This window comes from Archangium sp. (assembly GCF_057119385.1).
On the sequence record NZ_DBNGVP010000001.1, the window covers coordinates 215405 to 240545 of the forward strand.

The window sequence follows — 25141 nt, forward strand, 5'->3', positions numbered from 1 at the left end:
CCATGTCCCGCGTTCCCCGTGACTTCTACGAGGAGCTCGTCCGCGCCTCGCAGGGCAACCGCGCCGGTTTCCTCTCCGAGCGCGAGCGCTGGCTGCGCGCCCTGCCCGTGGAGGCCCGCGAGGAGCTCCTCTTCGAGTTCGAGATGCTCCTGCGCGCCGTGGAGCGCTACGTCCACCTCTACGACAACGGCGTCATCGATCCCCAGGACAAGCCGCTCGTCACCCGCGACTTCCGCGAGGAGCTCAAGGACGTCCGCGCCACCCTCAGCCAGGCCATCCGCCTCGCCCGGCACCTGTTGGATCCGGACTCGGACCAGAAGCTCCAGTTCCGCCGCTACGTCGAGACGCAGCTCGCCGACGACAACATGCGCCGCACGCGCATCGAAGGCGAGCTGGACCAGGAGACGCCCCAGGAGAGCCTCTTCGTCCTGCGCCAGTCCTTCGAGTCGCTGCGCAACCTCATCGATCACCTGCTGCAGCTGCCGGTGTGCGGACTGAGCCTCTTCAACGACGTGGGCAACCTCGTCCTGCGGGAGATCGTCCTCAACCGCTACTTCCGGCCCTTCCGGCTCACCGAGTTCCGCCTGGAGTATGACCGGCTGCGCTCGGTGCGCCTGCTGTCGCTGCTCTCCACGGTGCCCCCGGAGACGCGGCCCCTCTTCACCACCGCCTACCTGGGCCTGTTCCGCCTGCTGCACTACCTGGCCTACGTGAGCCAGGACTCTCAGGGCCCCATCCCCCGCCGTGTGCGCGTGCTGCTCGCCCTGGTGCGCAGCGAGGCGATCGGGCTCGTGGGCTACCTGAAGAACGAGCTGGCCCCCAAGGCCGGCCCCAAGCCCCTCCAGGCCGCGTGCCTGCGCGCCGCCCGTGACATCGCCCGCGAGACGGAGCGCATCGCCCGGGACGTGCTCGTGGAGCTGGACCGGGATCGCGCCGCCGCCGCCCGCGCCTCCTACGCCTTCACCCAGCTCTTCCAGACCCAGGTGGTGGCCCTCACCGAGGCGCTCTCTCCCGGCGCCGCCTCCGGCGAGGCCCCCTTCGAGCAGCTCTCCTCGTCCATGGAGGCCGCCGAGCGTCTGCGCAAGGATCTGTGGGTCTTCGCCCAGCTGTGCCGCGCCGCCGAGGGGCACCTGCGCAACGACGACGTCCCCTCCGCCGAGGCCGTCATCTCCAGCATCGTGGCCTTCCTCGGCTACTTCCAGGACGGCAGCTACCAGCTGCTGCGCTACGTGGACTACGAGGCCTTCGACCGGTTCAGCGCGCTCCTCACCGAGCTGCCCTGGCCGCCCGAGGGCCCCGCCGTGCGCACCCGCCTCATCGAGGACCTGCGCGGCTTCTCCATGGTGCTGGAGAACACCTTCGCCGCCGTCAGCCGCCGCGCCCAGCTCCGGGGTTTCAACTTCGACCGGGCCGAGGCCGAACTGCTCCGGGACCGCTTCCTCGCCGCCACCCGGTGAAACCGTTGTCGTGAATCCGTCACCGTAAGTACGCCTTGTGTCACGGATTCGTTCGTCAACCGTTTGATTCCAGGCATCTGCTTGCGTTATGGGGTCGCGTCAATGATGCGCCATGACGGGGTGCGGCGTGTGGAAGTTCTGACACATTTGTCACGGTGACGGGGTAGGTGCACAGCGAGTCGAGGGGGGAAGGGTGACGGGCAGCTCGGGTCACCCCGGCGAACCAGCCAGAAACTCCAGTGGATTCCAACACTTGGAGAGCCCCGGGCACCCCAGCGGTGACCCTCCGGAGCATGGCTTCAGTGGCGTGTGGTTTGCATCGATACGCGGCGCGTCAGATGGGCAGTGAACATTGACGGGCCTCTCCCTGGGTAGGGGAGGGCGGAGCAGCACCCGCATCGATTCAGAGGCGACACCGAACATGGCTTACACCTCGTACAACCAGCGCACCCTTTCGCACCCCGTCCGTTGCCAGGGCGTGGGGCTCCACTCCGGCGCGCCGGTGAACCTCTCGTTGCTGCCGGCGCCGGTGAATCACGGCATCGTCTTCGTGCGTACGGATACGCCTCGCCCGGTCTCCATCCCCGCCCTCACCGAGTACGTGGTGGACACGTCGCTGGCCACCACCCTGGGCAAGGACGGCGTGAAGGTGAGCACGGTGGAGCACCTGATGTCGGCGCTGGCCGGCATGGGGCTGGACAACGTGCGCGTGGAGCTGGACGGGCCCGAGGTGCCCATCATGGACGGCAGCGCCGCGCCCTTCGCCGCGCTGATCGCCGAGGCCGGCCTGCGCGAGCAGGAGGAGCCCCGCCGCCTGCTCGTCATCAAGAAGACGGTCTCCGTGACGGACGGTGACAAGGAGGCGAGCTTCTCGCCCGCCAACCGCTTCCGCATCTCCTGCACCGTCGACTTCAAGCACCCGCTCATCACCGGGCAGTCCTTCGATCTGGAGTTCTCCGATCGCTGCTTCCACCGGGAGATCTCCCGCGCGCGCACCTTCGGCTTCCTCCGGGACGTGGAGATGCTCAAGAAGATGGGCCTGGCGCGCGGCGGCTCGCTGGAGAACGCCATCGTCGTGGACGAGTTCTCCATCCTCAACCCGGACGGCCTGCGCTTCCCGGACGAGTTCGTGCGCCACAAGATCCTGGACGCCGTGGGAGACATCTCCCTGTTCGGCCGTCCGGTGGTGGGCCACCTGAAGGCCTTCAAGACGGGCCATGCGCTCAACCAGAAGCTGGTGAAGGCCGTGCTGGCGGACCCCTCCAGCTACGAGATCGTCCCGGCCCGCAAGCACCTGGAGCTGCCCGAGCTGCGCCTGCCGGAGATCGGCCTCGAGCCGCTGGTCGCCTGACAAGAAGCGCGCCCGCGAGGGCATGAGAAATTTCTTTGCGGATACGGGGTTTTCTCGACTAAGGACCCGTACCCATGCTCATGCGCTCCACTTCCACGCTTCTGGCCGCCTTGTTGGCGGTCTCCCTCTTCTCCGGATGCAACAAGGAGAAGGCCCCGGCCGCCGCTGCCACGGCGACCACTCCCACCCCCGCCGCCGCTGGCGAGCCCAGCCCGGACACGGTCGTGGCCACCTACGGTGACGGTCAGAAGATCACCTACGGTGATCTCAACGATCGCATCAAGGACCAGCTGGCCAACCTGGACAAGCAGAAGTACCAGCTGCGCAAGCAGGGCATCGACGGGCTCGTGGTGGAGCGCCTGGTGCAGGCCGAGGCCAAGAAGCGCAACATGACCGAGGAGCAGCTGATCAAGGCCGAGGTCGACGACAAGGTTCCGCAGCCGCCCGAGGCGGAGCTGAAGAAGATGTACGACGAGGCCAAGGAGCGGCTGCCCCCGGGCACCACCTTCGAGCAGGTGAAGCCGCAGATCGTCGACTTCCTCAGCGGCTCCAAGAAGCAGGAGCGCGCGCGGGAGTTCTTCGCCGAGCTGAAGAAGGGCGCCAACGTGCAGATCACCCTGCCCGAGCCGCCGCGCGAGCGGAAGACGGTGGCCGCCACGGGCGCCGCCAAGGGCCCGGAGAACGCGCCCATCACCATCGTGGAGTTCAGCGACTTCCAGTGCCCGTACTGCAGCCGCGCCATCGAGACGGTGGACCAGGTGCTGAAGGCCTACCCCAACCAGGTGCGCCTGGTGTTCCGCCACTTCCCGCTGGACTTCCACGCGCAGGCGCCCAAGGCCTCCGAGGCCGCGCTGTGCGCGCAGGACCAGGGCAAGTTCTGGGAGATGCACGACAAGCTCTTCGCCAACCAGAAGGCGCTCGAGGTGCCGGCGCTCAAGGGCTACGCCAAGGAGCTGGGCCTGGACACCGGCAAGTTCGACAAGTGCCTGGACTCGGGTGAGAAGGCCGCCATCGTGCAGGCCGACATGGCCGACGGCAAGAAGGTGGGCGTCAACGGCACCCCGGCCTTCTTCATCAACGGCGTGCTGCTGTCCGGCGCGCAGCCCTTCGACGAGTTCAAGAGCGTCATCGACTCCGAGCTCCAGGCGAAGAAGTAGGACCCCTCCGCGTGGCGCAACGACCCAAGGCCACGCCTCGTGTCGGGTTGAGCGGTGAGCCGGGCGTGCTCGAGTTGGAGCGCCCCCTCGCCGCCAGCCTGTCCCCCGGCCGTCCCCTCGTGGCGCACTTCCATGCACCCGAGGGGATGGTGCTGTTGCGGGAGCCCGCCGCGCTCACCGGCTTCTTCGCCGGCAGCCTCAGCTCCCTGTCCGTGGAAGAGGTGCTCAGCCACATCCTCTCCGGCATCCGCAGCGGCCAGCTCATCCTTCAACACGGCCTGGTGCAGCGCACCGTCAGCTTCCGCGACGGGCAGCCCATCTTCGCCGTCTCCAGCGTGCACCATGAGCGGCTCGGCGCCGTGGTGGTGCAGCTGGGGCTCGTCACGCCCGAGCAGCTGCACCAGGCGCTCGGCAAGGTGACGCCCACCCTGCGCATCGGCGCGGTGCTCACCCGCGAGGGTTTCCTCTCCGAGGCCAACCTCTACAGCGCCATGACGTACCTGGTGCGCGAGGTGGTGCTCAACCTCTTCGAGATGTCCGAGGGCAGCTTCCTCTTCCTCGAGGGCCGTCCGCCCGAGGGCGACTCGGTGAAGCTCCAGGAGCGCACCCGAGACCTGGTCCTCCAGGGCATGAAGCGCGGCGAGGTGGTGGCGCGCCTGCGCAAGCACTTCCCGGACGACACGTCCGTGGTGGCCGGCCCCGAGGCTCCGCCTCCCGGCGAGGAGGCCCTCTTCGCCACGGCCGCCCACGGCACCACGCTGGGCTCGCTGCGCTCCGTCTGGGAGGGCAGCCTCTACTCCTTCCTCACCTGGGTGGAGGAGCGCACGCGGGATGGGGCGCTGCTCGTGCAGAAGAAGAGCGCCACGGCGCCGCCCATGCGGCGGGCCTCGGGCACCTTCCTGGCGGTGCCCCCGCCGCCCGTGGCGCCCCTGGGCCCCGAGGATCGCTTCAACGCGCTGCTCGCTCAAATCCACACCGCGCTGCGCCTCGCGGGCGCCAACCCGGACCTGATGAAGGGCTTCCTCGAGTCGCCCCAGCAGGGCCTGGAGTCGGCCTACGAGGGCGTGACGCTCGGCCCGGACGGCCGGGTGGACGTGGCGCGCATCCGCCAGAACGTCTCCAGTGGCGGGGAGGCGCTCGCGCGCGCCATGACGCTCGAGGCGCTCGACGCCTTCGTCTCCTATGCGCTGTTCTCCGCGCGCAACGTGCTGCCGGGCGAGATGTCCGAGCGGCTCTACCGCAGCTACCGCGAGCTCCAGGAGGGACTCTCGTGACGGACGCTTCCCAGGCGCGCGACAAGCTCGCGCTCGCCGCAGATCTCCCGCTGGAAGAAGGCCTGCGCCTCTACCAGCAGGTGGCGCCCCACGTGGGCTACGCGAAGGTGGGCCTCTCGCTCTTCGTCGAGCACGGCCCCGCCGCCGTGGCCGCCTTCCAGAAGCTGGGCGCCCGGGTGTTCCTCGATCTGAAGCTGCACGACATCCCCAACACCGTGGAGCTGGCGGCCGCGCGCGCCGGAGCCCTGGGGGTGTCCCTGCTCACCGTGCACGCCGCCGGGGGCGAGGCCATGCTGAAGGCCGCCGTGAAGGGTGCGCGCGAGGGAGCCCGGGCGAAGGGCCACGAGGCGCCCCGGGTGCTCGCGGTGACGGTGCTCACCTCCATGTCCGCCGAGGACGTGACGGCGGTGGGCCTCTCCGGCGCTCCGGACGTGGCGGCGCTGCGGCTGGCGAGGCTGGCCGTGGGCGCGGGCGTGGACGGGCTGGTGTGCTCGCCCCGCGAGGCCGAGGCCTTCCGCCGCGAGCTGGGCCCCACGCCCTTCCTGTGCACGCCCGGCATCCGCCCCGCGGGTGCGGCCAAGGGAGACCAGAGCCGCGCGGAGACGCCCGCCTTCGCGGTGCGTGCGGGCGCGGATCTGCTCGTGGTGGGACGTCCCATCCACACCGCGGTGGATCCGTTGAGCGCCGCGCGTTCCATCGCCGAGGAAGTTTCCACCGCCTGACAGCGGCGCTTTCGGGATTTGACACTCCCCTGGCCATGGGGGGGCCCCGTCCCCAGGTTGCTCCCAAGGCCATCCGGTCGGGGAGAACACATGGACGCAAGGCGGTTGTTGGGGTGGGGCTTGCTCGCGCTGTGCACGGCATGCAGCGGGGCGAAGCAGGCGGTGCGTGAGCCCTCGGAGCCGGGGACGGGTGGTTCGGGTGTGTCGGCCCGTCGGCAGTCCATGCACTCCGAGGAGCTGGCTTCCCGCCGCTACGTGGACGAGTCGATGGGCTTCGAGCTCATCCAGCCCGGTGGGACGTGGCAGTTGGATCAGACGGACGAGCAGACCCCCGAGGGGCTCGCCATTCCCGTCGTCCTGCGAGATCCCACCACCCAGGCGCAGGTGGTGCTGCAGGTGGCGCCCGCGGTGGCCTCGCCCGTCCAGTTCGCCGAGCGTCTGACGATGGGCCTGCGCAGCCAGCCGGGCTTCGTCACCAGCGACATCGAGCCGCTGCCCATGTCCGACAGCGCCGTGGGCTTCTACTTCGCCGTGGGGGACAACGTGCGGGGCCGGGTGGTGGTGCGCGACGGCGGTGCCGATCGCGTCTTCCTGATGCTCGCCACCTGGCCGGCCTCCGCACCGGAGGACGTGGCGCAGACGGTGAACGCCCTCTTCGAGAGCGTCCGCCCGCTGCCCGTCTCGCCCGAGCAGACCTGAAGAAGGCTCAGGCCTTCGGCTTGCCGCCGCGCGCCGGCTTGGAAGCGGGAGCCTCGGTGGCCTCGCTTCCCTCCTGCTGGCTGGCGCGGCGGCGGACGTACTCCACCAGCGTGCGCACGCCCACGCCCGTGCCGCCCTTGCCCAGGTAACCCCGCTCCTTGGGGCTCACCGACGGGCCGGCGATGTCCAGGTGCACCCACGGCGTGTCACCGACGAACTCCTTGAGGAACAGGGCCGCGTTGATGGCGCCGCCCCAGCGCTCGCCGGAGTTCTTCATGTCCGCCACCTCCGAGCGCAGCACGTCCTTCTGCAGCTCGCTCACCGGCAGGCGCCACATGTCCTCGCCCGCCGCGCGCGCCGCGTCCAGCACGTCGTTCACCGCGCCGTCGTGCTCGCCGAAGGCGCCCACGATGTAGTTGCCCAGGGCGATGACGCACGCGCCCGTGAGCGTGGCCAGGTCGATCATCACCGCCGGCTTGTGCTCGTTGGCCCACGTCATCACGTCCCCGAGCACCAGGCGGCCCTCGGCGTCCGTGTTGGTGATCTCCACCGTCTTGCCCAGGCGCGACGTGAGGATGTCGCTGGGCCGGTAGGAGGTGCCCGAGGGCATGTTCTCGCACGCGCCGATGAAGGCGTGCACGGGGAAGGGCGGCTTGAGCGTGGCGATGACGCGCATGGCGCCCAGCACCGCGGCCGAGCCGGCCATGTCCGTCTTCATCTCCACCATGGAGTCGGTGGGCTTGAGCGACAGGCCGCCCGAGTCGAAGGTGATCGCCTTGCCCACCAGCGCCACCGGGGCGTTCTTGGCGTGCTTCGCGTTCTTCGGCGTGTACTCCACGTGGATGAGCTTGGGCTCGTTGATGCTGCCCTGCGCCACCCCGAGGAACATCCCCATCTTCAGCCGCTCGATCTCCTTGCGGCCGACCACGGTGGCCTTGATGCCGGCCTCCTTCGCCATGTCCTGCGCGGCGCGGGCGAGCGCCTCGGGGTTGACGACGTTGGGCGGCTCGTTGACCAGGTCTCTCGCCCAGTTGGTGGCCTCGGCCACGCGCTGCGCGAGCGCCACCGCCTGATCATGCTCCTTCGTCTTGTCCACGCCGCCGGGCAGCGCCAGCCGCACCGTGGTCAGCTTGGGCGCGTTCTTCTCCTCCTTCGCCGAGGACTTGTAGCGCTCGAAGCGGTAGGCGCCCAGCTCCAGGCCCTCCACCACGGCGCGCAGGGCGGCGATGGCGTCCTGGGTCTCGGGCACGGTGAACACGAGCGTGCGCACCTTGAGGCGCTGGGCCGTCTTCGCGGCACGGCCGGCCGCCAGACGCAGCACCTCGGGGTTGTACTTGTTGCGCGAGCCCAGGCCCAGCAGCAGCACGCGCTCGGCCTCGAGCTTGCCGTGGGCGTGCATCACGAAGGTCTGCTCGCCCTTGCCCTTGAAGCCCTCCTGGGTGGCGGCGGTGAGCAGCCGGCCCTCGAAGGCCGTGTCGACACCGGCCAGCGGCGCGGGCGGCTTGTCCCCGGTCTCGCCTTCGAAGAGGGGAATCACGAGCAGCTCGCCGCTCGCGCGGGCGGCCTCGCCGGAGATGAAGCTGTAGTTCATGAGGGACACGGGCTCCTGGAAATAGGGGGTGGCGACTGTAGCGCCACGAATGTTTCAGGCAAGAACGGTCGAGCGTTCCGTCATTGCATGGACGCCGCCCGGCGGCTACGTGGTGGCCCATGCCTTCGTTGCTGCTGCACCTGACGGCGATCGAAAGACTGGCGGCCAACCCGGGAGACCTGCCCGAGGACTTCGTGCGCGCCCTGGCCGAGGACCTGGCCTACGCGCGCTTCGGCGCGGCGCTGCCCGACCTGCCCCTGTGCGAGGGCGTCCGAGGCGGGCTGCGCGCCTGCTACTCGGGGCAGGACTGGCCCCACTTCGCGCGGCTGTACCACGAGAAGGCGCCCGTGGGCATGGGGCTGAAGATGGCCGAGCTGGTCGCCGCCGGAGCCCTGGTGGGCACCGAGGCCGGACTGGCGCTGCTGGCCGGCTACTTCACCCACCTGTCCCTGGATCGCGCGCTCCATCCACGGGTGGACCGCCTGGTGGTGCGCCACCGGCGCCGGGGCGAGCACGCGCTCGCGGCGCACCGGCAGATAGAATGGACGCAGACGCTCTTCTACCTGCGCGAGCTGCACGGGGTGGATCTGGTGGGCAGCCCGCGCCTGCGCTCGAAGTTCGAGGTGGTGAAGAGCTCCGGCTTCCCGGTGAAGGGCATCGGCCGCGGCATCTACGAGCTGGTGCGGCTGGCCTCGCAGGAGACGCTGCAGCAAGCGCCCACCAAACAACAGGTGGACGGGTGGGCGCGGGGCCTCTACCTCGCGGGCCTCTATCTCTCCAGCCCCCTGGGGCGGATGCGTGCCCTGCCTGCCTGGTCACAGCTCAGCTTCCAGGAGCTGTACCGCAACGACTCGTTCGACTTCGCCGCCGAGGTGGAGCTCGCGGTGGATCAGTCCCGCGCCGTCTTGCGGCGTCTGCTGGCGTACATGGCGCGCGGCATCTTCACTCCGCGTGCCCGCGCGCGTTTCCTCGAGGAGTTCCCCGAAGGCACCATCGGTGCATGCGCCGCATGAGCATTCCCCGCACGAAGAGCAACCGGCCGATCGAGCACCGGACGTCAAGGGGAATGCCGCTATCCGATCCGCGAGGCGGCCCCTATCCTCTTCGTGGGTATGACGCTTCTCCTCTTGATATCCGCCGGTGTCCTCGCGGGACTCACGGGCGCACTGCTGGGTGTAGGTGGAGGGGTCATCCTCGTCCCCGCCCTGGTATTGGGCTTCAAGGTTCCGCTGGAGGACGCCGTCCCCGCGAGCCTCATGTGTGTGGTGGCCAGCTCCTGTGGGGCGGCCGCCAGCTACGTGGAGCGCCGGCTCAGTGACATCCGCCTCGGGTTGACGCTGGAGCTGGCCACGGTGATGGGGGCCATCGCTGGAGGGATGGTGGCGGGCCTGCTGGCGCCGGCGTGGGTGGCCCTGGTGTTCGGTCTCTTCACCCTCTACGTGTCGGCGCAGATGCTGCTGTCCAGCCCGCGGCCGGAGCAGTGCACCGAGACGTACGTGCCCACCAACTACCCGCTGGGCATCTCCGGCTCCTTCGTGGCCGGGAGCCTGTCGGCGCTGCTGGGGGTGGGCGGGGGTCCGCTCAAGGTGCCCCTGATGAGCTACGGCATGGGGGTGCCCTTCAAGGTGGCCAGCGCCACCAGCAACCTGATGATCGGCGTGACGGGGGCGGCGAGCGTGGCCGCCTACGCCTGGCGCGGGCACGTGAAGCTCGACCTGGTGGCGCCGCTGGTGGTGGGGGTGCTGGCGGGCGCGTCCGTGGGCAGCCGGCTGATGCCGCGCGTGCCCACCTCGGTGTTGCGGCGGTTGTTCGCTCTGGTGCTGCTGGTGGTGGCGGCACAGATGCTGTGGAAGGGAGGGGAGGGACTGTGGCCGAGCCTGCCGAAATGACGACGAGTGCAGCATCCCCCGTGGTGACGGGGGCCATTCCCATCAACCTGGAGGGTGCTGTCCGAGCGAAGACGGCACCTCCCTTGCCCCGGACGGCCTCCGAGGTGCCCGTCATCCCGGACGTGGCGGGCAGTCCGGAGACCGCCGGGCGCGCGGATGCGGGCGAGCAGTGGATCTCCCGGCTCCTCCGGGGAGGCGCCCTCTGCAGTGGAGCGCTCTTCCTCGCCTCGCTGGGACTGGAGTTCCTGCCCCGCTCCGAGACCGTCCACGTGGGCATCGACGTGCTGCGCAAGGGCGCGGCCTCGGCGCTGCTGGTGACCCCCGTGGTGCGGCTGGTGGTGGCCGGCACCAGCCTGGGTCTCCGGGGCGAGTGGAAGTACGCGCTCTACGCCGCCGGAGTCCTGGGACTGCTCGCGGTGGCCGTGGGCGCGGGACTCCACGCCTGACGGTCGAGCACCGCTTTCACTTCTACGTACGTAGAAGTGGATTCCCTCACACCCCGCGCGCGTCGAAGTGGGCCAGCACCTTCCGGGCCTTGGCCACGTCGTCGGCGCGTCCCTGCTCCTCGAAGAGCGGAATCACCGTCTCGAGCTCGGCGCGCGCGGTCTTCCAGTCCTGCACGAAGGTGCACGCGATGCTCAGGTCCCACCGCGCCCGCGCCTCGTAGGCATGATCGTGCAGCTGCTCGTACAGCTCCGCCGCCGCGTGCAGGTGCGGACGCGCCGCCTCGTGGTTGCCCAGCAGGCCCTCGGCCTCGCCCAGCAGCAGCCGGCACAGCGCCAGCGGCTCCGGATCCTCTTCCTTCTCCAGCAGGGGCAGTGCCTCGGAGAAGCGCTTGCGCGCCGCCTCGTACTCGCCCGCCTCCATGCGGATGTCGCCGATGTCCAGCAGCAGCTGGGCAACCCGCGGCCCGTTCTTCGCCTGCCGGTACAGCAGCAGCGCCTCCTGGTACTTCTCCTCGGCCGCCTTGGCATGGCCCAGCGAGCGCAGCGACTCGCCGATGGCCGCCCGGCACAGCGCCTCGTTCTCCTGATCCTTCAGCTCGTTGAAGAGCGCCGTGGCTCCGGAGATGTGCTCGATGGCGCGCCGATGGTCCTCGAAGTGGGCGCTCACCACCCCGAGCCCGAAGAGCGCCTGCGCCTGGCCGTACTTGTCCCCGGCCGTCTGGAAGCTGCTCAGCGCCTCCTCGTAGTGGCGGCGGCTCTCGGCGTGGTCCTCGAGCATGCCGTGCAGCTCGGCCAGGTGCACCAGCCCCTTGCCGATCTCCGCGGGGTCTCCGGTGATGCGCGTCACGGCGAGCGCGTTGCGCTGGTTCTGCAGGGCTTCTTGGATGTGGGCGCGTTCGGAATCGGAGAGGCTCATGTGGGGGCTCAGTGTTCCTCGCCCTTGTTGCGTCGGCGGGACTGCTTGTCCAGCGAATCCGCACGGCCCGGGTCCCCGTTTCCGTTGCGGTGCTCGCCATTGCCGCGCCCGGCCTCGTGCACCAGCAGGGGCGAGAAGAAGCAATCCTTCTTGGTGTATTCGTCGAAGGAGAAGGCGAAGCGGTAGCTGGCCGCCGCGCGCTGGTTGCAGTCGGTGCGCTCGCAGAAGCGGCAGGAGATGCCGCTGGGCACCGCGTCCTTGCGCAGATCCGTGGTGGGCAGCCCGTACGCCAGGTACTTGGCGTTCTCCGCGTGCGTCCCCAGGCCGATGGAGTAGGCCGTGCCGCGCACGATGGAGCCTTCAATGGGCTGCAGCTGCACCTTGGCGAAGCAGAAGTACGAGGTGCCGTCCGGCATCATCGAGTACTGCCGGGTGATTTGGGACGGGTTGAGGAAGGCCAGGTGCACGGCCCACTTGCCGCACGAGCCGCCGCCCGTGGCGAACTTGATGCCGGTGCCGCTGTAGCGCTTGGAGATGTTGCCGGCGATGTCCGAGCGCAGGAAGTGGAAGGGCAGGCCCTTGCGCTTGGGGTCCGACAGGTTGCACAGGCGGTGGGCCACCGTCTCGTACGTGGTGCCGAAGAGGTTGGAGAGCAGCTCCACGTCGTAGCGCGTGCGCTCCACCTCCTTGAAGAAGTCCCCGTACGGCAGCATCAGCGCCCCGGCGAAGTAGTTGGCCAGGTTCACCTTGATCAGCCGATGCGTCTCCGCGTGCCGCGTGCGCGAGGCCCCGACGATCCGCTCCACCAGCTTCTCCCGGTCCAGCACCATGAGGCCGAGGGAAGCGGCGAGCTGGAACTTGAGCGGCTGCTCCGTCAGGTCCGGCGAGAGGATGAGCTCCTGGGTCTCGGGATCGAACCGGCGCACCACCGAGGAGCCGCTGACCGCGGACTCGAAGCGCACCCGGTAGCCGAAGCGCTCCTCCAGCAGCGGCACCATCTGCTGGCTGGTGAGCAGGCGTCCCAGCTTGAAGTCGCGGCGCAGCGCCTCGGCCTGCTCCTCCAGCTCGGGGAAGTAGTTGTGGTGCGTCTGGAGGAAGTCGCTCACCTCGTCGAAGGGCGAGTAGTCGAAGCGCAGGCCCGCTCCGGACGAGCTGCCTGGCACCGCCTGTGTGCGCGCCTGCTCCTCGGCGTTGAGCTGCGCCAGCACGTTCTCCAGCTGCGTGCGCGTGTTCTTGTAGAGGTTGAAGAGCGCCGCCACCGTGCCCGCCAGCTTCGGCTCGGCCGACAGGCTCTGCAGCGACTCCGGATCGATGTCGAGGCTCTTGAGCAGCGGCTCGTCCAGCAGCTTCGCGAGCGCCTCGTCCACCCGGCCCTCGCCGAGCGTGGACATGAACTGCTCGGGGTCCTGATCGAAGTAGCGCAGGGCCTTCCACAGCAGCGGGAAGGGCATCACCCGCTTGCCCTTCTCGATGAGGTTCAGGTACGCCGGGGAGACCCCCAGGTCCTTGGCCGCGTCCGTCTGCTTGATGTTCCGCGCGAGCCTCAGACTGCGCAGCTTCAGGCCCACGTTCGCGTTGAGTGCGTTCTCGTTCATCTCTGCGCGTCCTGGAGGGGAGGTGTCACTCCCAGTACCCAATCCCTCCGACACGGCCACTGTGCGGAGGCTTTTACCAATTTGCAATCAACGTTTTCGAGGACGGGTCCCCGTGTTCTGGAGGGAACCCCGGAGAGGGCCCGTCCGCGTCCCCACGTGTTCAGTAGCGGGTAAGTTGTTGATTTTACAGCGCTTGATGTGTGAAGCCGCGCCTTGTACCACAGGACAACCCGCGGGCTGTCAAAATTTTACCCGTGACGTTTACCAACGCTGGGACGGTGCGCCGGCGGGGCGGAAGGTCGGGTGCGGGACAGGAAACCCGAGGCCTGCTCTCCCGCCGTGGTTGCATGGGAGCGTTCACCCGGAGTCAAAAGGGATCGAAATGCCTCCATCCAGGCCGGGTCTCTCCCTCATGGCGGTGGCCGCCCTGCTGGGGACGCTGAGCTCCTGTCTCCCCGTGCGCCCGCCGCCTTCCCACGAGGAGCCGGGACTCCTGCGCTACCACGTCACCTATGTCCGCGAGCCCCGGCACGCGCTGGAGGTGGATATCCTCCGGGTGGGGGAGGGGGCTCCGCGTGAGTTCCTCTTCTCCCAACCGGGCGGTGTCGAGCGGGTGAGCGTCTTCGGACGCGAGGGCTCGGAGCGTGAGCTGCCGGTGTCCGCCGAGGGCCACGTGCTCGTGCCTCCGGACACCCGCTCGTTGCGCTACCGCTACCCGCTGGACGCGCGCCCACGTGGACGGCACGCGGGCTTCTTCACCGGCCTGGGCGAGGGCGAGGCGTGGCAGGTCGCGGGCCGTGCCTGGCTGTTGCGCCCGCGCTCGGTGGGCCCGGAGCTGCGCGCGGAGCTCGTGGTGGAGGGCGTGGACGCGCTGCTGCCCTGGGAGCCGGATGCGCGCGGGGTCTATCAGCTGGGAGGCGATGAGCTGGTGAACTCGGGCTTCCACGCCTTCGGTGGGCGGCGGTGCACGGTGCGCCTGCCGGGCGGCATGCTGGAGGTGGCGCTGCTCGGACGCCCGGCCCACATGGACGACGCGGCGCTCTGTGCATGGCTGGAGCGGTCCGCCCGCGAGGTGCTGACGGTGCGGCGCTCCTTCCCGTACCCCCGCGTCACCGTGGGCCTCGTCACGGTGCCGGCTCGCGAGGACCCCGTTCCCTTCGGCATGGTGCTGTGGAGCACGCCGCCGAGCATCTCGCTGCGGGTGGGCCAGGACGCGGAGCCCGCCGCCTTCACGCGGGACTGGGTGGCCGTGCACGAGCTCCTCCACCTGGCGCACCCGCCCATCCTCCCGCGCGTCGCGTGGCTGTCCGAGGGGCTGGCCACCTACTACACGGAGCTGGCGCGGGCGCGCTCGGGCAGGCAGACGCCGGAGCGCGCGTGGACGGAGCTGCTGGCCGGCTTCGAACGGGCGCGCGCCGCCGTGGGCTCGCGGACCATGGAGGACGTCGTCACCCGGGGCGACTCCTATATGGGCACCTATTGGACGGGCGCGCTCGTCGCCCTGCACCTGGACGTGGAGCTGCGCCGCGTCACCGGCAACACGCGCTGTCTCGATGATGTGCTCGAGCGGCTCGCCGAGTCCGGCCCGGCTGCAACTTTCGACGCATTCGGCGCGGCGGTGGATGCCGTCGCCGGCCGGCCGCTCTTCCACGAGGTGCTGTCCCGCCACCTGCCCCGGTCCGCTTTGGCCGAGCTGGCGCCTCTGTTAGAAGCACTCGGTGTGGAGCCCGCGCCGGACGGAGTGAGGTTGGGAACCGCTCGTGACAGCACGCTTCGGGACGCCCTGATGGCCCGGCGTGGAGGAGAGCTGTAACCGCCCAATCCGTCGTGCGTATCACCCCGCGCGAGCTTCTCGCAGCCGTTCCATCCCCGCAGTGAAAGGACACACCATGAACATCAAGACCATGGCCGCCATCGTTGGAACCCTCTCCCTCGGCACGCTCGCCACGGGCTGTGCGACGTCCAAGGCGGCGGCCCCCGAGCAGACGGGCACCGCGGCCGCCAGCCAGGAGAAGGGCGGCGAGTCCCAGTGCAGCGGCCAGAAGGCCGCCACCACCGAGGAGAAGGGTGGCGAGCACAAGTGCGGCGCCAACGGCTGCGGCGCCGCCACCAAGCCGCAGTAACGAATAGCCCCGGAAGTCTCGGGGTTGTCTTCCGGGCGGCTGGGGCCTCTTCCCGCCGCCCGTGTCTTTTTCATGAGGAGCCGAGGTACCGGTGAGCTACGCGCGCAGACATGGACTGAAGCCGCTCGGGGCGGGCATCGGGTTGCGGCGCGAGTTCTACGCGCGCCTCCCGGAGACCTCCCGCGCCCTGGACTGGGTGGAGATCATCCCGGAGAACTTCCTCACCCTGGGAGGCCGTCCGCGGCGCGCGCTGGATGCGTGCGTGGAGCGCTGGCCGGTGCTGCCGCACGGGGTGGCGTTGAACATCGGCGGGCCGGAGCCGCTCGACGAGGACTACCTCTCGCGGCTGAAGGCGCTGGTGGAGCGGGTGGACGCGCCCTTCTTCTCGGACCACCTCTGCTACTCGCGGCTGCGCGGCGCGTACCTGCATGACCTGTTGCCGCTGCCCTTCTCGGAGGAGGCGGTGGAGCACGTGGTGCCGCGGGTGCGTGAGGTGCAGGCGCGGGTGGGGCGGCCCTTCCTGCTGGAGAACCCGAGCTACTACGCGCGCATGCCGGGGGGCACGTTGGACGAGGCGGCCTTCCTGCGGCACGTGGCCGAGGAGGCGGACTGCGGCCTGCTGCTGGACGTGAACAACGTGTACGTGAACGCGCGCAACCACGGGTATGACCCGAGGGCCTTCATGGACGCGCTGCCGCTGGAGCGGGTGGTGCAGATCCACCTGGCGGGCCACGAGCAGCAGCCGGACGTCCTCATCGACACGCACGGGGCGCTGGTCTGCGACGAGGTGTGGTCGCTGTACCGCTACGTGCTCGAGCGCACGGGCCCGGTGTCGACGCTGCTGGAGTGGGACCAGGACATCCCCTCGCTGGAGGCGGTGCTGGACGAGGCGGACCGGGCGCGCGCGGTGCTGGCTGAAGTGGAGGCGCGATGAAACCGGGGCTGCGTGGCTTCTTCGAGTCGATGGAGCACTACCTCGCCCGGCCGGACCCGGACGCGCTGGAGCGGCTGTACATGGCGCACCCGGGCTGGGACGCGCCGCGCTCGCGGGTGGCGCTCTACGGGCAGATGGTGCGCCACCACGTGACGTCCACGCTGGAGAAGCTCTACCCGCTGACGCGCGCGGGCATGGACGCGCCGCCGTGGGCGGAGCTGGTGCGCGCGTACGAGGCCTCGAGTCCCTCGCGCTCCTTCGAGATGAACCACCTGGGCGAGGGCTTCCCGGGCTTCCTCGCGGACGAGGCGGCACGGCGCGGGCTGCCGGACTTCCTGCCGGCGCTGGCGCGCTTCGAGTGGACGGACTTCGCGGTGTACACGGCCCTGGAGCCGGTGCCGGAGCGGGTGGAGCGGCTCACGGTGAACCCGACGCTCACGGTGTTGGAGCACCCCTTCCAGCTCTGCGCGTACGTGCGGCGGCAGGGGAGGGGACAGCCGGAGGCGGGGCAGGAGATGGCGCTGCTGTGGCGTCACCCGGAGCGGCTGGTGACGATGTTCCTGGCCGCGAACGACCGCTCGCTGCTGGCGGTGAAGATGGCGGTGGAGGGACTCACACCGTCCCAGGTGGCCGAGGCCACCGGCGTGGCCGAGGCCGACATCCGCGCCGCGGTGGAGTCGTGCGTGGCGGACGGCCTCGTCCTGTCGCCTTGAAGCCCCACCGGGCGGAGGGTTGCCGCCCGGCGGGTGGGGGCTCCGGCGGGCACGAGGGCCGCCGGAGCCGGTACCACTACCGGATGTCGGGCTGGCAGGTGCTGCGGCCGTTCGAGCCGGCCACGCACAGCAGACCGTCGCAGCACGCGGAGGCGCCGCCGCACGTCTGCCCGAAGCCGGAGCACGGCGGGGTGCAGGTGCAGCTGCCGCCCGCGCAGTCGGCGCCGGTGGTGTTGTCCAGGCAGCGCAGACCCTCGCAGCAGGGCGCCACGGTCGAGCACGCCTCGAAGGACAGCTTGCACACGGGGATCGCCTGGCACACGCAGGCCCCGTCCACGTCACAGGGGATGGGCGGATCCTGGTTCTGCTGCACGCACTGCAGGCCGTTGCAGCACGGGTTGGCGCTGCTGCACGACTCCAGGTCCGTCTTGCACCCGTTGCTCACCAGGTAGCTGGCCCACTGGGCGATGTGGTTGGACGTGTTGATGTCCTGGAAGGGCAGCGCGAAGGCCGCGTAGGACGGATCGCCGCCCGCGCCCACCTTGTCCGGATCCACCGCCGCCATCCACAGCAGGGTGCCCCAGGGGTTCTCGCCCGAGGCCGTGACGGGCTGGCGCAGGCCGTACTTGCGCGAGGAGGAGAACGTCACCCACATGAGCCGGCTGGTGTCGCCGTTGTTGCCGCGCGTCACGAAGGGGCTCCACTTCGGGTAGCTGTTGGTCAGGTTGGTCTGCGTCTTGTCCATCACGCCGCCCCTGTTGGCGTTGGCCAGCTCCACCGGCGTCGCGTTGGCCTCCAGCTTCGCGGCCCACAGCTTCGCGGACGGATCCGTGTCGCCGTTGCAGTCCGTGTGCTGCTCACCGGAGGGGCAGGTGGACTCGTTGAAGACGAGGAAGGACGAGTCGGGCGCGATGGCCGGGTAGTAGCGGTTGCGGCCGCCCAGGGACGACACCACCGTCACCGGATCGTTCCAGCCGCCGCCCGTCTTCGCCGTCACCATCTTGATGGCGCCCTTGAAGCTGCGCTGGTTCGTGCCGGCCAGGCCCATGGACATGTAGGCGATCTTCTGGCCGTCCGCGCTCCAGTCCGGGTGGTTGGCGGGGTTGGTCGAGGTGCCGGTCCCGGCGATCTCTCCCTCGGAGGCGGCGGTGTCGCCGTTGAAGAGCTTCAGCGTGTAGCGGGTGGAGCCACTGTCGGCGTAGGTGCCGACGAACTGGGTGCCATCCGGGTTCCACGACTCGAAGTTGCTCAGCTTCGCGCCACCCTGCGCCAGGTCCACCTTGTCCTTGGTGGCATCGAAGACGGACAGGTCGATCAGCGCGAGCCGGCCGTCGTTCTGGCCGTTGACCTCGGCCACCAGCTTCTTGCCGTTGCGGCTCAGCGCGTGGCAGCCCACGCAGCTGACGCTGGTGTTGATGTTGCTGGCCCGCAGCACGGCCGTGGCGGTGGAGGTGCCCGTGCCGGCGAAGTCATAGCGCATCACGCCGGTGCCGCCCGACGTCGTCCAGTAGTAGAGGGCGCCCTTGATCTCCGCGCGGGCGAACTGGATGGAGATGGGGTCGGAGACGCCCACCGTGCCCGTGCCCGTGTCGTCCGTGGCACGCACGATGAGCCGCACCGGCTGGCCACCGCGGTTGCTCTCGGCGAGGAACTTCCACACCTTGGCCTCCGGCGTGTAGATACAGCCGCGCTGGCCCGACGGCACCGCGCCCGTGGGCGGCGTGAAGCCGCTGGGCAGGTAGCAGCGCAGGTAGACGCGCACGTCGGTGATGGTGTTGGAGAACTGGAGCTCGAAGAGCGTGTTGGTGCTGGGACCCGACAGGAAGTGGATCTCCAGCTGCCCCAGGTTGGGCGGCACCATGACGCCATTGTTGGGGTAGACGAGCTGCGGCTTGCGCGCGGCATCCACCGTGCCGCCGAAGCGGCCGTCCGGGTTGGCGGGCAGCGGCGAGGTGCCGGTGGGGGCCGTGGTGTCCGGCACCTTCTGGTCCAGCTTCACCGTGATGTCGGTGGAGACGGACTTGGTGCCGATGCGGGCGCGCACGAAGCTGCTGCCGCCCACCTCGGTGCCCGAGTTGAAGGTGGACCCGAGGAAGCGTCCCAGCCGCGTGTCATCGATGCTGAAGGTGGCCTGGTTCGTCACGTCCTCCGTGTGCCCGTCGGAGAAGGTGGCCGAGACCGTGAACTTCTGCGAGACGCTGGTGCTGCCCGAGACGGTGATCAGCGGCTTGGCGGGGCTGATGGTCAGCGAGCCGATCGTGGGGCCGTCATCGCCTCCGCCGTCGGATCCGCCTCCGCCTCCGCCCCCATCCGGCCCGCCGCCATTGGGGCCGCCGTCCGTCGAGCTACCGCCGTCGGGACCACCACCCGGAGGGGGTTCACCACAGGAACAGCCAGACAGCGTCGTCGCTGCCACCAGGATGCCGATGAGCCAGGTTTTCTTCCACATGGCCGGCTAGCGTAACGCTGTTTCCGACGCATGGCGCGGGCTACGTGGACGGTGCCCTGGAGGGCATCCATCCTCAGCACAAGCTTGAAACGCGGCCGCAATGGGAAGGCGGCTGTCACCCGGTTTCCCATATTTTGAGAGCGATTGTGCCGCCCGCCACGCGATCAGCCGGACGTCACGGGGACGAAGGACGGCGCTCCGTGGTGTCGGGAGGCATCGGGGCCAGGCACCGCTCGTCCCGGCACGCGAGGCCTGGAGCGCATGGGTCGCTGGAGAGGCAGCCACGTGCGCAGCCGGGGGGGGCGCAGCCGCGGTGGACCAGGTCCACGTCGTCCTCCGTGCCGTCGTCCGCGCCGGGGAGCTGGATCCGCACTTCCTTGGACTCGCTCTCCTTCACGCATGCCTCGGTCTTCTTCACCGGGAAGCCGGTGGCGGAGGCCTCCACCGTGTAGCAGCCCTCGGGGAGGGGACCCACCTTCAGGCTGCCGTCCTTGGCGAGGGGCTGCCGCTGGAAGGGCGTGCCCGTCACGGACACCTGTCCCCCCTCCATCTCCTGGCGGGCGGGTCCGCGCACGAACAGCTCGAGGAAGCCGGCCGCGCGGGGCTCCACGTCCTCCAGGCGCGCCGAGCCGCCTCCGGGCACCACCACGGGCAGGCGCACCGCCTTGTCCGAGGAGGCCACGATGAAGAGCTCCACCGGGCCCGCCGGCACGTGCTCCAGCACGAAGGAGCCGTCCGGGGCCACGGTGCTCCGCACCTCCGGGTTGCCCACCAGCGACACCAGGGCCACCGACGGGTCGGCCTCGGTGAGCTGGCCGCGCACGGTGCCGGTCCGGAAGGGGGTGTTGTCGAACCCCCCGCATGCACTCGCGACGAGGGCGAGGGCCATCATGACGCTGTAGGTGCTCTGTCGCATCAGAAGCGGTATCCCACTCCGGCCCATCCGCCGGAGAAACCCACGGCCTGTCCCTGCCCATCCACCACCACGTACGTCACCATCAGCTGCGTCTGTGCGCTCAGCTCCAGCCGCTCGCCCAGCCGCCACACCACGCCACCCACCACCCCGGGGCTGACGGTGAAGTACTGCTGCCCACCGGTGAAGGCCTCCGTCTGGAAGGACCGCTGGAGGAACAAAGCGGCCACACGCGGGCCCGCATAAAGTGACAGCCGCTCCCACCGCCAAGTGTAGGGCACCGCGGCCCCCATCGACAGCGCGGTGTAGGTGAAGGGCACGGCGTTGCCGGGCGCCAGGTTCAGCTGCTGCCGGCCCCGGCCACCGCTCAGGTCGAAGACGAGGCTCAGGTCCGGCAGCGGGCGCTCCTCCAACCGCAACACCAGCGCCAGCTCCGGCGAGGCGGGCAGCAGCTCGTCGCGGCTGCGCGCGTCCACGAAGGAGAACATGCCGCCCATCAACGTCAGCGAGCGCCTCGGGAAGCGCTCCGACAACAGGCGCTCCAGCGGCAGCCGCTCGCCCGCGGAGACGTCCACCACCTCGCGCAGCAGGACGTCCTCCCCCTTGGTGAGCTCCACGGTGCGCCGGCCCGGCGGCACCGCGGCGCCCCCGGGCAGCTCCGTGCGCGTCTCGCCGTCCACCTTCAGCGTGAAGCCGTCCAGCCGGGGGTTGTACGAGAAGAGCTCCGGGCGGCCCGTCCGGTCGATGTGGCCGGAGAGCACCACCGGATCCGCTCCCACCTCGAGGATCTCCGCCGAGGGCCGCTGCCGCCCCTGGGTGAAGGCGTAGGTGGCGCGGCGCGCATGGTCATGCGCCTCGGTGGCGGTGACGGCGCCGTCCGAGTTGCGGTCCGCCGCGCCGTTGAGCCCGTCGATGAGGAAGTGGGTGTAGATGTCGTTCTGCAGCCCCTCGTCCTCGCGGGCCGTCTCGCCCCAGTCGCAGGCGGCGAACACCATGGAGGCCCGGCTCGACTCCTCGAGGGGGCGTGCGTAGAAGCCGTCCTTGATGCCGGCCAGCTCCGCCTCCAGCTCCTTGGGCAGCAGCGACTTGCCGCTGCCACTGTGGCAGGTGGCCAGCACCATGAGCCGGCGGCGCGAGGGCAGCTGATCGAACTCGGACTTCAGCTCGTCCATGGGCAGCGCCGTCTGCGGGATGGCCCGGAACGAGGCGTCCGTGGTGACCAGGTAGCGCTTGAGCTCGCCCCGGCCGTCGCGCGCCAGCGTGCCGTGCGCGGAGAAGTACACCACCACCACGTCATCCGGCCGGTGGGCCTCCTGCCGCAACTGGCGGAGCGCCGCGAGGATGGAGGCCCGCGTCGTCTCCTCGGGGCGCGACAGGACGCGCACCGAGTCGAAGTGGCCGCGCGTGGGGTCCCTCAGCGCCGCGGCCAGATCCTCCGCGTCCTTGGAGGCGTAGCGCAGATCCCTCCACTGCGCGTCCTGGAACTGCGACACGCCCACCAGCAGCGCCAGGCGCCGGGGGGCATAGGCCGTGGACAGCGCGCGCTCGTCCACCTTCACGGACACGAGCCCGCCCTTGCCGCCCTTCTCGAGCGAGCCCGGGCCCGCGCAGGCCGCCAGCACCGCCAACAACGTGAAGACGAGTCGCCTCACCGTGGGGTGGGATTCTGCCCTGTCTCGCCGCGAACGTGGAGGTCGAAGCGGGTGATGGCCAGCACCGAACGCTCCTCCATGTCGCCGCGGGTGAGTGCCTCGCGCACCTCCTCGGGAGGCGGCACCTGATTCGAGGGGAAGCCCACCAGCCACAAGGTGAGGGGGCCGGACTCGCCCTCCAGGCTGATGCCCACCAGGCCCTGGGGGCCTTCCAGCTCATGGGTGCCGGCGGAGAGGGGGAAGCGGCCGAGCAGCTCGGGCTCGGCGTCCGCGCGCTGCTGGAAGAGGAGGGCCTCGCCGGCCTCGGTGGCGTGGTAGCGCAGCACCAGCACGTCCTGGTCCGAGGCGCTGGTGCCTGGATCCATCCGGCGCAGGTGGCCATCCGGCTCGCGGGCCACCACGGAGGTCTCCAGCGAGAGGGTGCCCACGCCCTTCACCCCGTCCCAGGTGCGCTTCGCCCCGCCGGGCGGCTCCACCTGGGCGCGGGTGAGGACGACGAGCCCCGCGAGCCCCGCCGCCACCGCCAGGGCCGCCGCCACCCTGCTCCAGGGGCGGGCGGGGGCGCGCAGGCCGCGGCGGACGCGGGCGTACCCCACCTCGTCCAGCCGGGGCTCCTCCTGCCGGGCGGGCGCGAGGTGGAGCAACAGGGCGTCCACCTGCCCATCGAGCAGCCCGGGGCCGGGCGTCCTGGCCAGGAAGTCGATGCACGCCTCGCACGGGTGCGCCAGGTGCTCGCGGAAGTACGCCACCGCCTCCGGCTCACCGGTGCTCAGGGCCCGCAGGGCTTCGGTATCCAGGTGTCTCATGCGGCCTACTCCCACCGTCCGGCGAGCACGCGCCGGAGCAGCTCCTGCTTGATTCGGGCCCGGAAACGCTCCAGGCGCATCGTCACCGCGCTCTTGCCCACCCCGAGCTTCTCGGCGATCTCCCGGGCCGACAGCTCCCCCTCCACGTAGAAGAGGTGGACGGTCTTCTTCTCCTCGCCCTCGGGCAGCTCGGCGATGAGCTGGCGCACCACGGCCATGTCCCGCTCGAGCTGCAGGGCCTCGGGCACCACCGGGACGGTCTCCGGCTGGGGCTCGGAGAGCTCCTCGTCCATGCGGCGCGTCTGCCCCTTGCGCTCCAGGCGGGTGCGGGCCCGGTTGCGGGCGATGGACAGGAGCCACGCCTCGAAGGCCGCCGGCTCCTTGAGCCGGGGGAGCGCCTTGAAGGCACGCACGTAGGTCTCCTGAATCACGTCTTCCACCTCATCCGCGTCCAATGGAGCGAAACTGGCCGTCAGCCGGGCCACCAGGGGCCGGGTCCGCCGGTACAGCTCGCTGAAGGCAGGCGCCTCCCCTCGTGCGGCCCGCACCACCCACTCCGTCAGCTCCCGAGAGGAACCCACCCGGCTCATGGACCCTCCTGGTACCGCGGCGGCCACACGCCACCCGGTGGACGGACGCCTCGCTTCCCGCTTCCCCTGGGGGGCGCGTGGGGCAGAATGCCGGGGCGGTTGTTCACTTTCGTGAGGACACGACCATGCGCGTCATCAACTTCAACGCCGGCCCCGCCGGGCTGCCCCTGCCCGCCCTCGAGCGCGCGCGGGACGAGCTGCTCGATTTCCAGGGCTCCGGCATGTCGATCATGGAGCACAGCCACCGGGGCAAGGAGTACGAGTCCGTCCACGACGAGGCCATCTCCCTGCTCACCGGGCTGCTGGGCATCCCGGACACCCACCAGGTGCTCTTCCTCACGGGTGGGGCGTCGCAGCAGTTCGCCCAGGTGCCCATGAACTTCCTGCCTCCGGGCGCCAGCGCGGACTACCTCATGACGGGGGTGTGGAGCGAGAAGGCCTACGAGGAGGCGAAGCTGGTGGGCCAGGCGCGCATCGCCGCCACCACGGTGCTGCCGGACAAGCGCTACGTGCGGGTGCCCCGGCAGGACGAGCTGCAGCTGGACCCCCAGGCGGCCTACGTCCACCTGACGAGCAACAACACCATCTACGGCACCCAGTGGCACCACTGGCCCGAGGTGGGCCACGTCCCGCTGGTGGCGGACATGAGCTCGGACTTCATGTGGAAGCCCATGGACGTGAGGCGCTTCGCCTTCATCTACGCGGGAGCGCAGAAGAACCTGGGCCCCTCGGGCGTGCTGATCGCCGTGGCCCGCAAGGACTTCATCGCCCGCGGCCGCAAGGACATCCCGAAGATCTTCCGCTACTCGACGCACGCGGAAAACAACTCGCTCTACAACACGCCGCCGACCTTGGCCATCTACCTGTGCCGCAACGTCCTGGCCTGGGTGAAGCAGGTGGGAGGCCTGGCTCAGTTGGAGAAGTGGAACCGGGAGAAGGGCGAGCTGCTCTATGGGGCGCTCGACAAGCACGCGGGCTTCTACCATGCGCCGGTGGAGCGTGAATCGCGCTCGTACATGAACGTCGTCTTCAAGCTGCCCACGCAGGAGCTGGACGACACATTCGTGGCCGAGGCCAGGAAGGCGGGGATGGTGGGCCTCAAGGGGCACCGCCAGGCGGGAGGCATCCGGGTGTCCACCTACAACGCGGTGACGGTGGACAACGTCCGGGCGCTGGTCTCATTCATGGAGGAGTTCGTCCGGAAGAACGGGTAGCGTGTGCCCCTCCACCCTTCAGGAGGGGTCATGAAGAACGCCACGCTGTTCGCCGCTGTGATGGCCGTTGTGCTCGCGCTGCCCGCCGCCGCCAAGGAGGTCGCGGGCGTGCGGTTTCCCGACACGCTCCAGGCCGAGGGCAAGGAGCTGAAGCTCAATGGCGCGGGCCTGCGCAAGAAGCTCGTCTTCAAGGTGTACGCGGCGGGCCTGTACGTGGAGAGCCCGTCGCAAAGCGCCCAGCAGCTCATCGAGACGGACCAGGTGAAGCGGGTGCGCATGTCGATGCTGCGCGACCTGGACAAGAAGGCGATCACCGAGGCGATCGTCGACGGCTTCAAGAAGAACGCGAAGGACCAGCTGCCGGCGCTGCAGCAGCGGCTGGACACGTTCACCTCGGCCATCCCGGACCTGAAGAAGGGGGATGAGCTGCTGCTGACGTACGTGCCGGGCAAGGGCACGACGATCGAGAGCAAGGCGGGGCAGAAGATCTCCGTGGAGGGCAAGGACTTCTCGGACGCGCTCTTCTCGGTGTGGCTGGGGAAGAGCCCGGTGGACGAGAGCCTCCGGGACGGAATGCTGGGCAAGGAGTAGTCACCAGCGGAATGTCCGCCTCATCCAGACGTTGCAGCGGGCCGCGCGCCGGGTAGGGT

At 70.0% G+C, this 25141-nt stretch carries 23 protein-coding genes; 15 read left to right on the forward strand and 8 right to left on the reverse strand.

Annotated elements, in window-relative coordinates:
• Window positions 1–2: 2 nt before the first annotated feature.
• The 6 genes from AC16DP_RS00965 (at window position 3) to AC16DP_RS00990 (ending at window position 6660) form a co-directional block, all read left to right on the forward strand.
• Window positions 3–1457 carry a hypothetical protein gene (locus AC16DP_RS00965; RefSeq protein ID WP_329727776.1) on the forward strand — a complete coding sequence of 485 codons (1455 nt, stop codon included), beginning with the start codon at window positions 3–5 and terminating at the stop codon, window positions 1455–1457.
• Window positions 1458–1878: 421 nt separating this feature from the next.
• A complete protein-coding gene (gene lpxC / locus AC16DP_RS00970) occupies window positions 1879–2808 on the forward strand; it encodes a UDP-3-O-acyl-N-acetylglucosamine deacetylase (RefSeq protein WP_329727721.1) in 930 nt (309 codons plus the stop codon).
• A gap of 74 nt (window positions 2809–2882) precedes the next feature.
• Complete coding sequence (locus AC16DP_RS00975; RefSeq protein WP_329727722.1) at window positions 2883–3965, forward strand: thioredoxin domain-containing protein; 1083 nt, start codon at window positions 2883–2885, stop codon at window positions 3963–3965.
• 11 nt (window positions 3966–3976) lie between these two features.
• Window positions 3977–5239 (forward strand): DUF4388 domain-containing protein, encoded by a 1263-nt coding sequence (locus tag AC16DP_RS00980; RefSeq protein WP_329727723.1) that lies wholly within the window; start codon window positions 3977–3979, stop codon window positions 5237–5239.
• Window positions 5236–5961 (forward strand): orotidine-5'-phosphate decarboxylase, encoded by a 726-nt coding sequence (gene pyrF / locus AC16DP_RS00985; protein WP_329727724.1) that lies wholly within the window; start codon window positions 5236–5238, stop codon window positions 5959–5961. Before AC16DP_RS00980 ends, pyrF begins: the two co-directional genes overlap by 4 nt.
• 90 nt (window positions 5962–6051) lie before the next feature.
• Window positions 6052–6660: a hypothetical protein gene (locus tag AC16DP_RS00990; RefSeq protein WP_329727725.1), complete on the forward strand. Its 609-nt coding sequence runs from the start codon at window positions 6052–6054 to the stop codon at window positions 6658–6660.
• Window positions 6661–6667: 7 nt separating this feature from the next.
• Here AC16DP_RS00990 and AC16DP_RS00995 read toward each other — a convergent pair whose 3' ends face one another.
• On the reverse strand, window positions 6668–8251 hold the full coding sequence (locus AC16DP_RS00995) for a leucyl aminopeptidase (RefSeq protein WP_329727726.1): 1584 nt from the start codon (window positions 8249–8251) through the stop codon (window positions 6668–6670).
• 119 nt (window positions 8252–8370) lie between these two features.
• Between AC16DP_RS00995 and AC16DP_RS01000 the strand changes: the two genes are divergently transcribed.
• The 3 genes from AC16DP_RS01000 (at window position 8371) to AC16DP_RS01010 (ending at window position 10586) form a co-directional block, all read left to right on the forward strand.
• Window positions 8371–9264, forward strand: coding sequence for a hypothetical protein (locus tag AC16DP_RS01000; protein ID WP_329727727.1), 894 nt, complete (start codon window positions 8371–8373; stop codon window positions 9262–9264).
• Window positions 9265–9363: 99 nt separating this feature from the next.
• The gene (locus AC16DP_RS01005; RefSeq protein ID WP_329727728.1) at window positions 9364–10140 is read left to right on the forward strand and encodes a sulfite exporter TauE/SafE family protein; all 777 of its coding nucleotides are present in this window, start codon (window positions 9364–9366) and stop codon (window positions 10138–10140) included.
• Complete coding sequence (locus AC16DP_RS01010) at window positions 10137–10586, forward strand: hypothetical protein (RefSeq protein ID WP_329727729.1); 450 nt, start codon at window positions 10137–10139, stop codon at window positions 10584–10586. Before AC16DP_RS01005 ends, AC16DP_RS01010 begins: the two co-directional genes overlap by 4 nt.
• Window positions 10587–10632: 46 nt before the next feature.
• On the opposite strand, the gene AC16DP_RS01015 is transcribed toward AC16DP_RS01010, so the two are convergent.
• Together AC16DP_RS01015 and AC16DP_RS01020 are read right to left on the reverse strand one after the other, a co-directional pair.
• Window positions 10633–11502: a tetratricopeptide repeat protein gene (locus AC16DP_RS01015; RefSeq protein ID WP_329727730.1), complete on the reverse strand. Its 870-nt coding sequence runs from the start codon at window positions 11500–11502 to the stop codon at window positions 10633–10635.
• 8 nt (window positions 11503–11510) lie between these two features.
• Window positions 11511–13097: a helix-turn-helix domain-containing protein gene (locus tag AC16DP_RS01020; RefSeq protein ID WP_329727731.1), complete on the reverse strand. Its 1587-nt coding sequence runs from the start codon at window positions 13095–13097 to the stop codon at window positions 11511–11513.
• 382 nt (window positions 13098–13479) lie between these two features.
• On the opposite strand from AC16DP_RS01020, the gene AC16DP_RS01025 reads away from it, so the two are divergent.
• The 4 genes from AC16DP_RS01025 to AC16DP_RS01040 all read left to right on the forward strand — a co-directional run bounded on the left by AC16DP_RS01025 (window position 13480) and on the right by AC16DP_RS01040 (window position 16867).
• Window positions 13480–14910 carry a M61 metallopeptidase family protein gene (locus AC16DP_RS01025; RefSeq protein WP_329727732.1) on the forward strand — a complete coding sequence of 477 codons (1431 nt, stop codon included), beginning with the start codon at window positions 13480–13482 and terminating at the stop codon, window positions 14908–14910.
• Between the two features lie 76 nt (window positions 14911–14986).
• The gene (locus AC16DP_RS01030) at window positions 14987–15220 is read left to right on the forward strand and encodes a hypothetical protein (protein WP_329727733.1); all 234 of its coding nucleotides are present in this window, start codon (window positions 14987–14989) and stop codon (window positions 15218–15220) included.
• Between the two features lie 91 nt (window positions 15221–15311).
• Window positions 15312–16154 (forward strand): MNIO family bufferin maturase, encoded by an 843-nt coding sequence (gene bufB, locus AC16DP_RS01035; protein ID WP_329727734.1) that lies wholly within the window; start codon window positions 15312–15314, stop codon window positions 16152–16154.
• Window positions 16151–16867, forward strand: coding sequence for an HvfC/BufC N-terminal domain-containing protein (locus tag AC16DP_RS01040; protein WP_329727735.1), 717 nt, complete (start codon window positions 16151–16153; stop codon window positions 16865–16867). The genes bufB and AC16DP_RS01040 overlap by 4 nt, the downstream gene beginning before the upstream one ends.
• 76 nt (window positions 16868–16943) lie before the next feature.
• Here the strand turns inward: AC16DP_RS01040 and AC16DP_RS01045 are convergent, their stop codons facing one another.
• The 5 genes from AC16DP_RS01045 to AC16DP_RS01065 form a co-directional block, all read right to left on the reverse strand.
• Window positions 16944–19316 (reverse strand): hypothetical protein, encoded by a 2373-nt coding sequence (locus AC16DP_RS01045; protein WP_329727736.1) that lies wholly within the window; start codon window positions 19314–19316, stop codon window positions 16944–16946.
• 175 nt (window positions 19317–19491) lie between these two features.
• The gene (locus AC16DP_RS01050) at window positions 19492–20232 is read right to left on the reverse strand and encodes a carboxypeptidase regulatory-like domain-containing protein (protein WP_329727737.1); all 741 of its coding nucleotides are present in this window, start codon (window positions 20230–20232) and stop codon (window positions 19492–19494) included.
• The gene (locus tag AC16DP_RS01055; protein WP_329727738.1) at window positions 20232–21881 is read right to left on the reverse strand and encodes a caspase family protein; all 1650 of its coding nucleotides are present in this window, start codon (window positions 21879–21881) and stop codon (window positions 20232–20234) included. Before AC16DP_RS01055 ends, AC16DP_RS01050 begins: the two co-directional genes overlap by 1 nt.
• The gene (locus AC16DP_RS01060) at window positions 21878–22687 is read right to left on the reverse strand and encodes a hypothetical protein (RefSeq protein ID WP_329727739.1); all 810 of its coding nucleotides are present in this window, start codon (window positions 22685–22687) and stop codon (window positions 21878–21880) included. Before AC16DP_RS01060 ends, AC16DP_RS01055 begins: the two co-directional genes overlap by 4 nt.
• 5 nt (window positions 22688–22692) lie before the next feature.
• A complete protein-coding gene (locus tag AC16DP_RS01065) occupies window positions 22693–23277 on the reverse strand; it encodes an RNA polymerase sigma factor (RefSeq protein WP_414640695.1) in 585 nt (194 codons plus the stop codon).
• Window positions 23278–23402: 125 nt separating this feature from the next.
• On the opposite strand from AC16DP_RS01065, the gene serC reads away from it, so the two are divergent.
• Entirely contained in the window at window positions 23403–24491 is a 1089-nt protein-coding gene (gene serC / locus AC16DP_RS01070; RefSeq protein WP_329727740.1) for a 3-phosphoserine/phosphohydroxythreonine transaminase, read from the forward strand.
• A gap of 30 nt (window positions 24492–24521) precedes the next feature.
• Window positions 24522–25082, forward strand: coding sequence for a chalcone isomerase family protein (locus AC16DP_RS01075; RefSeq protein ID WP_329727741.1), 561 nt, complete (start codon window positions 24522–24524; stop codon window positions 25080–25082).
• Window positions 25083–25141: the final 59 nt, after the last annotated feature.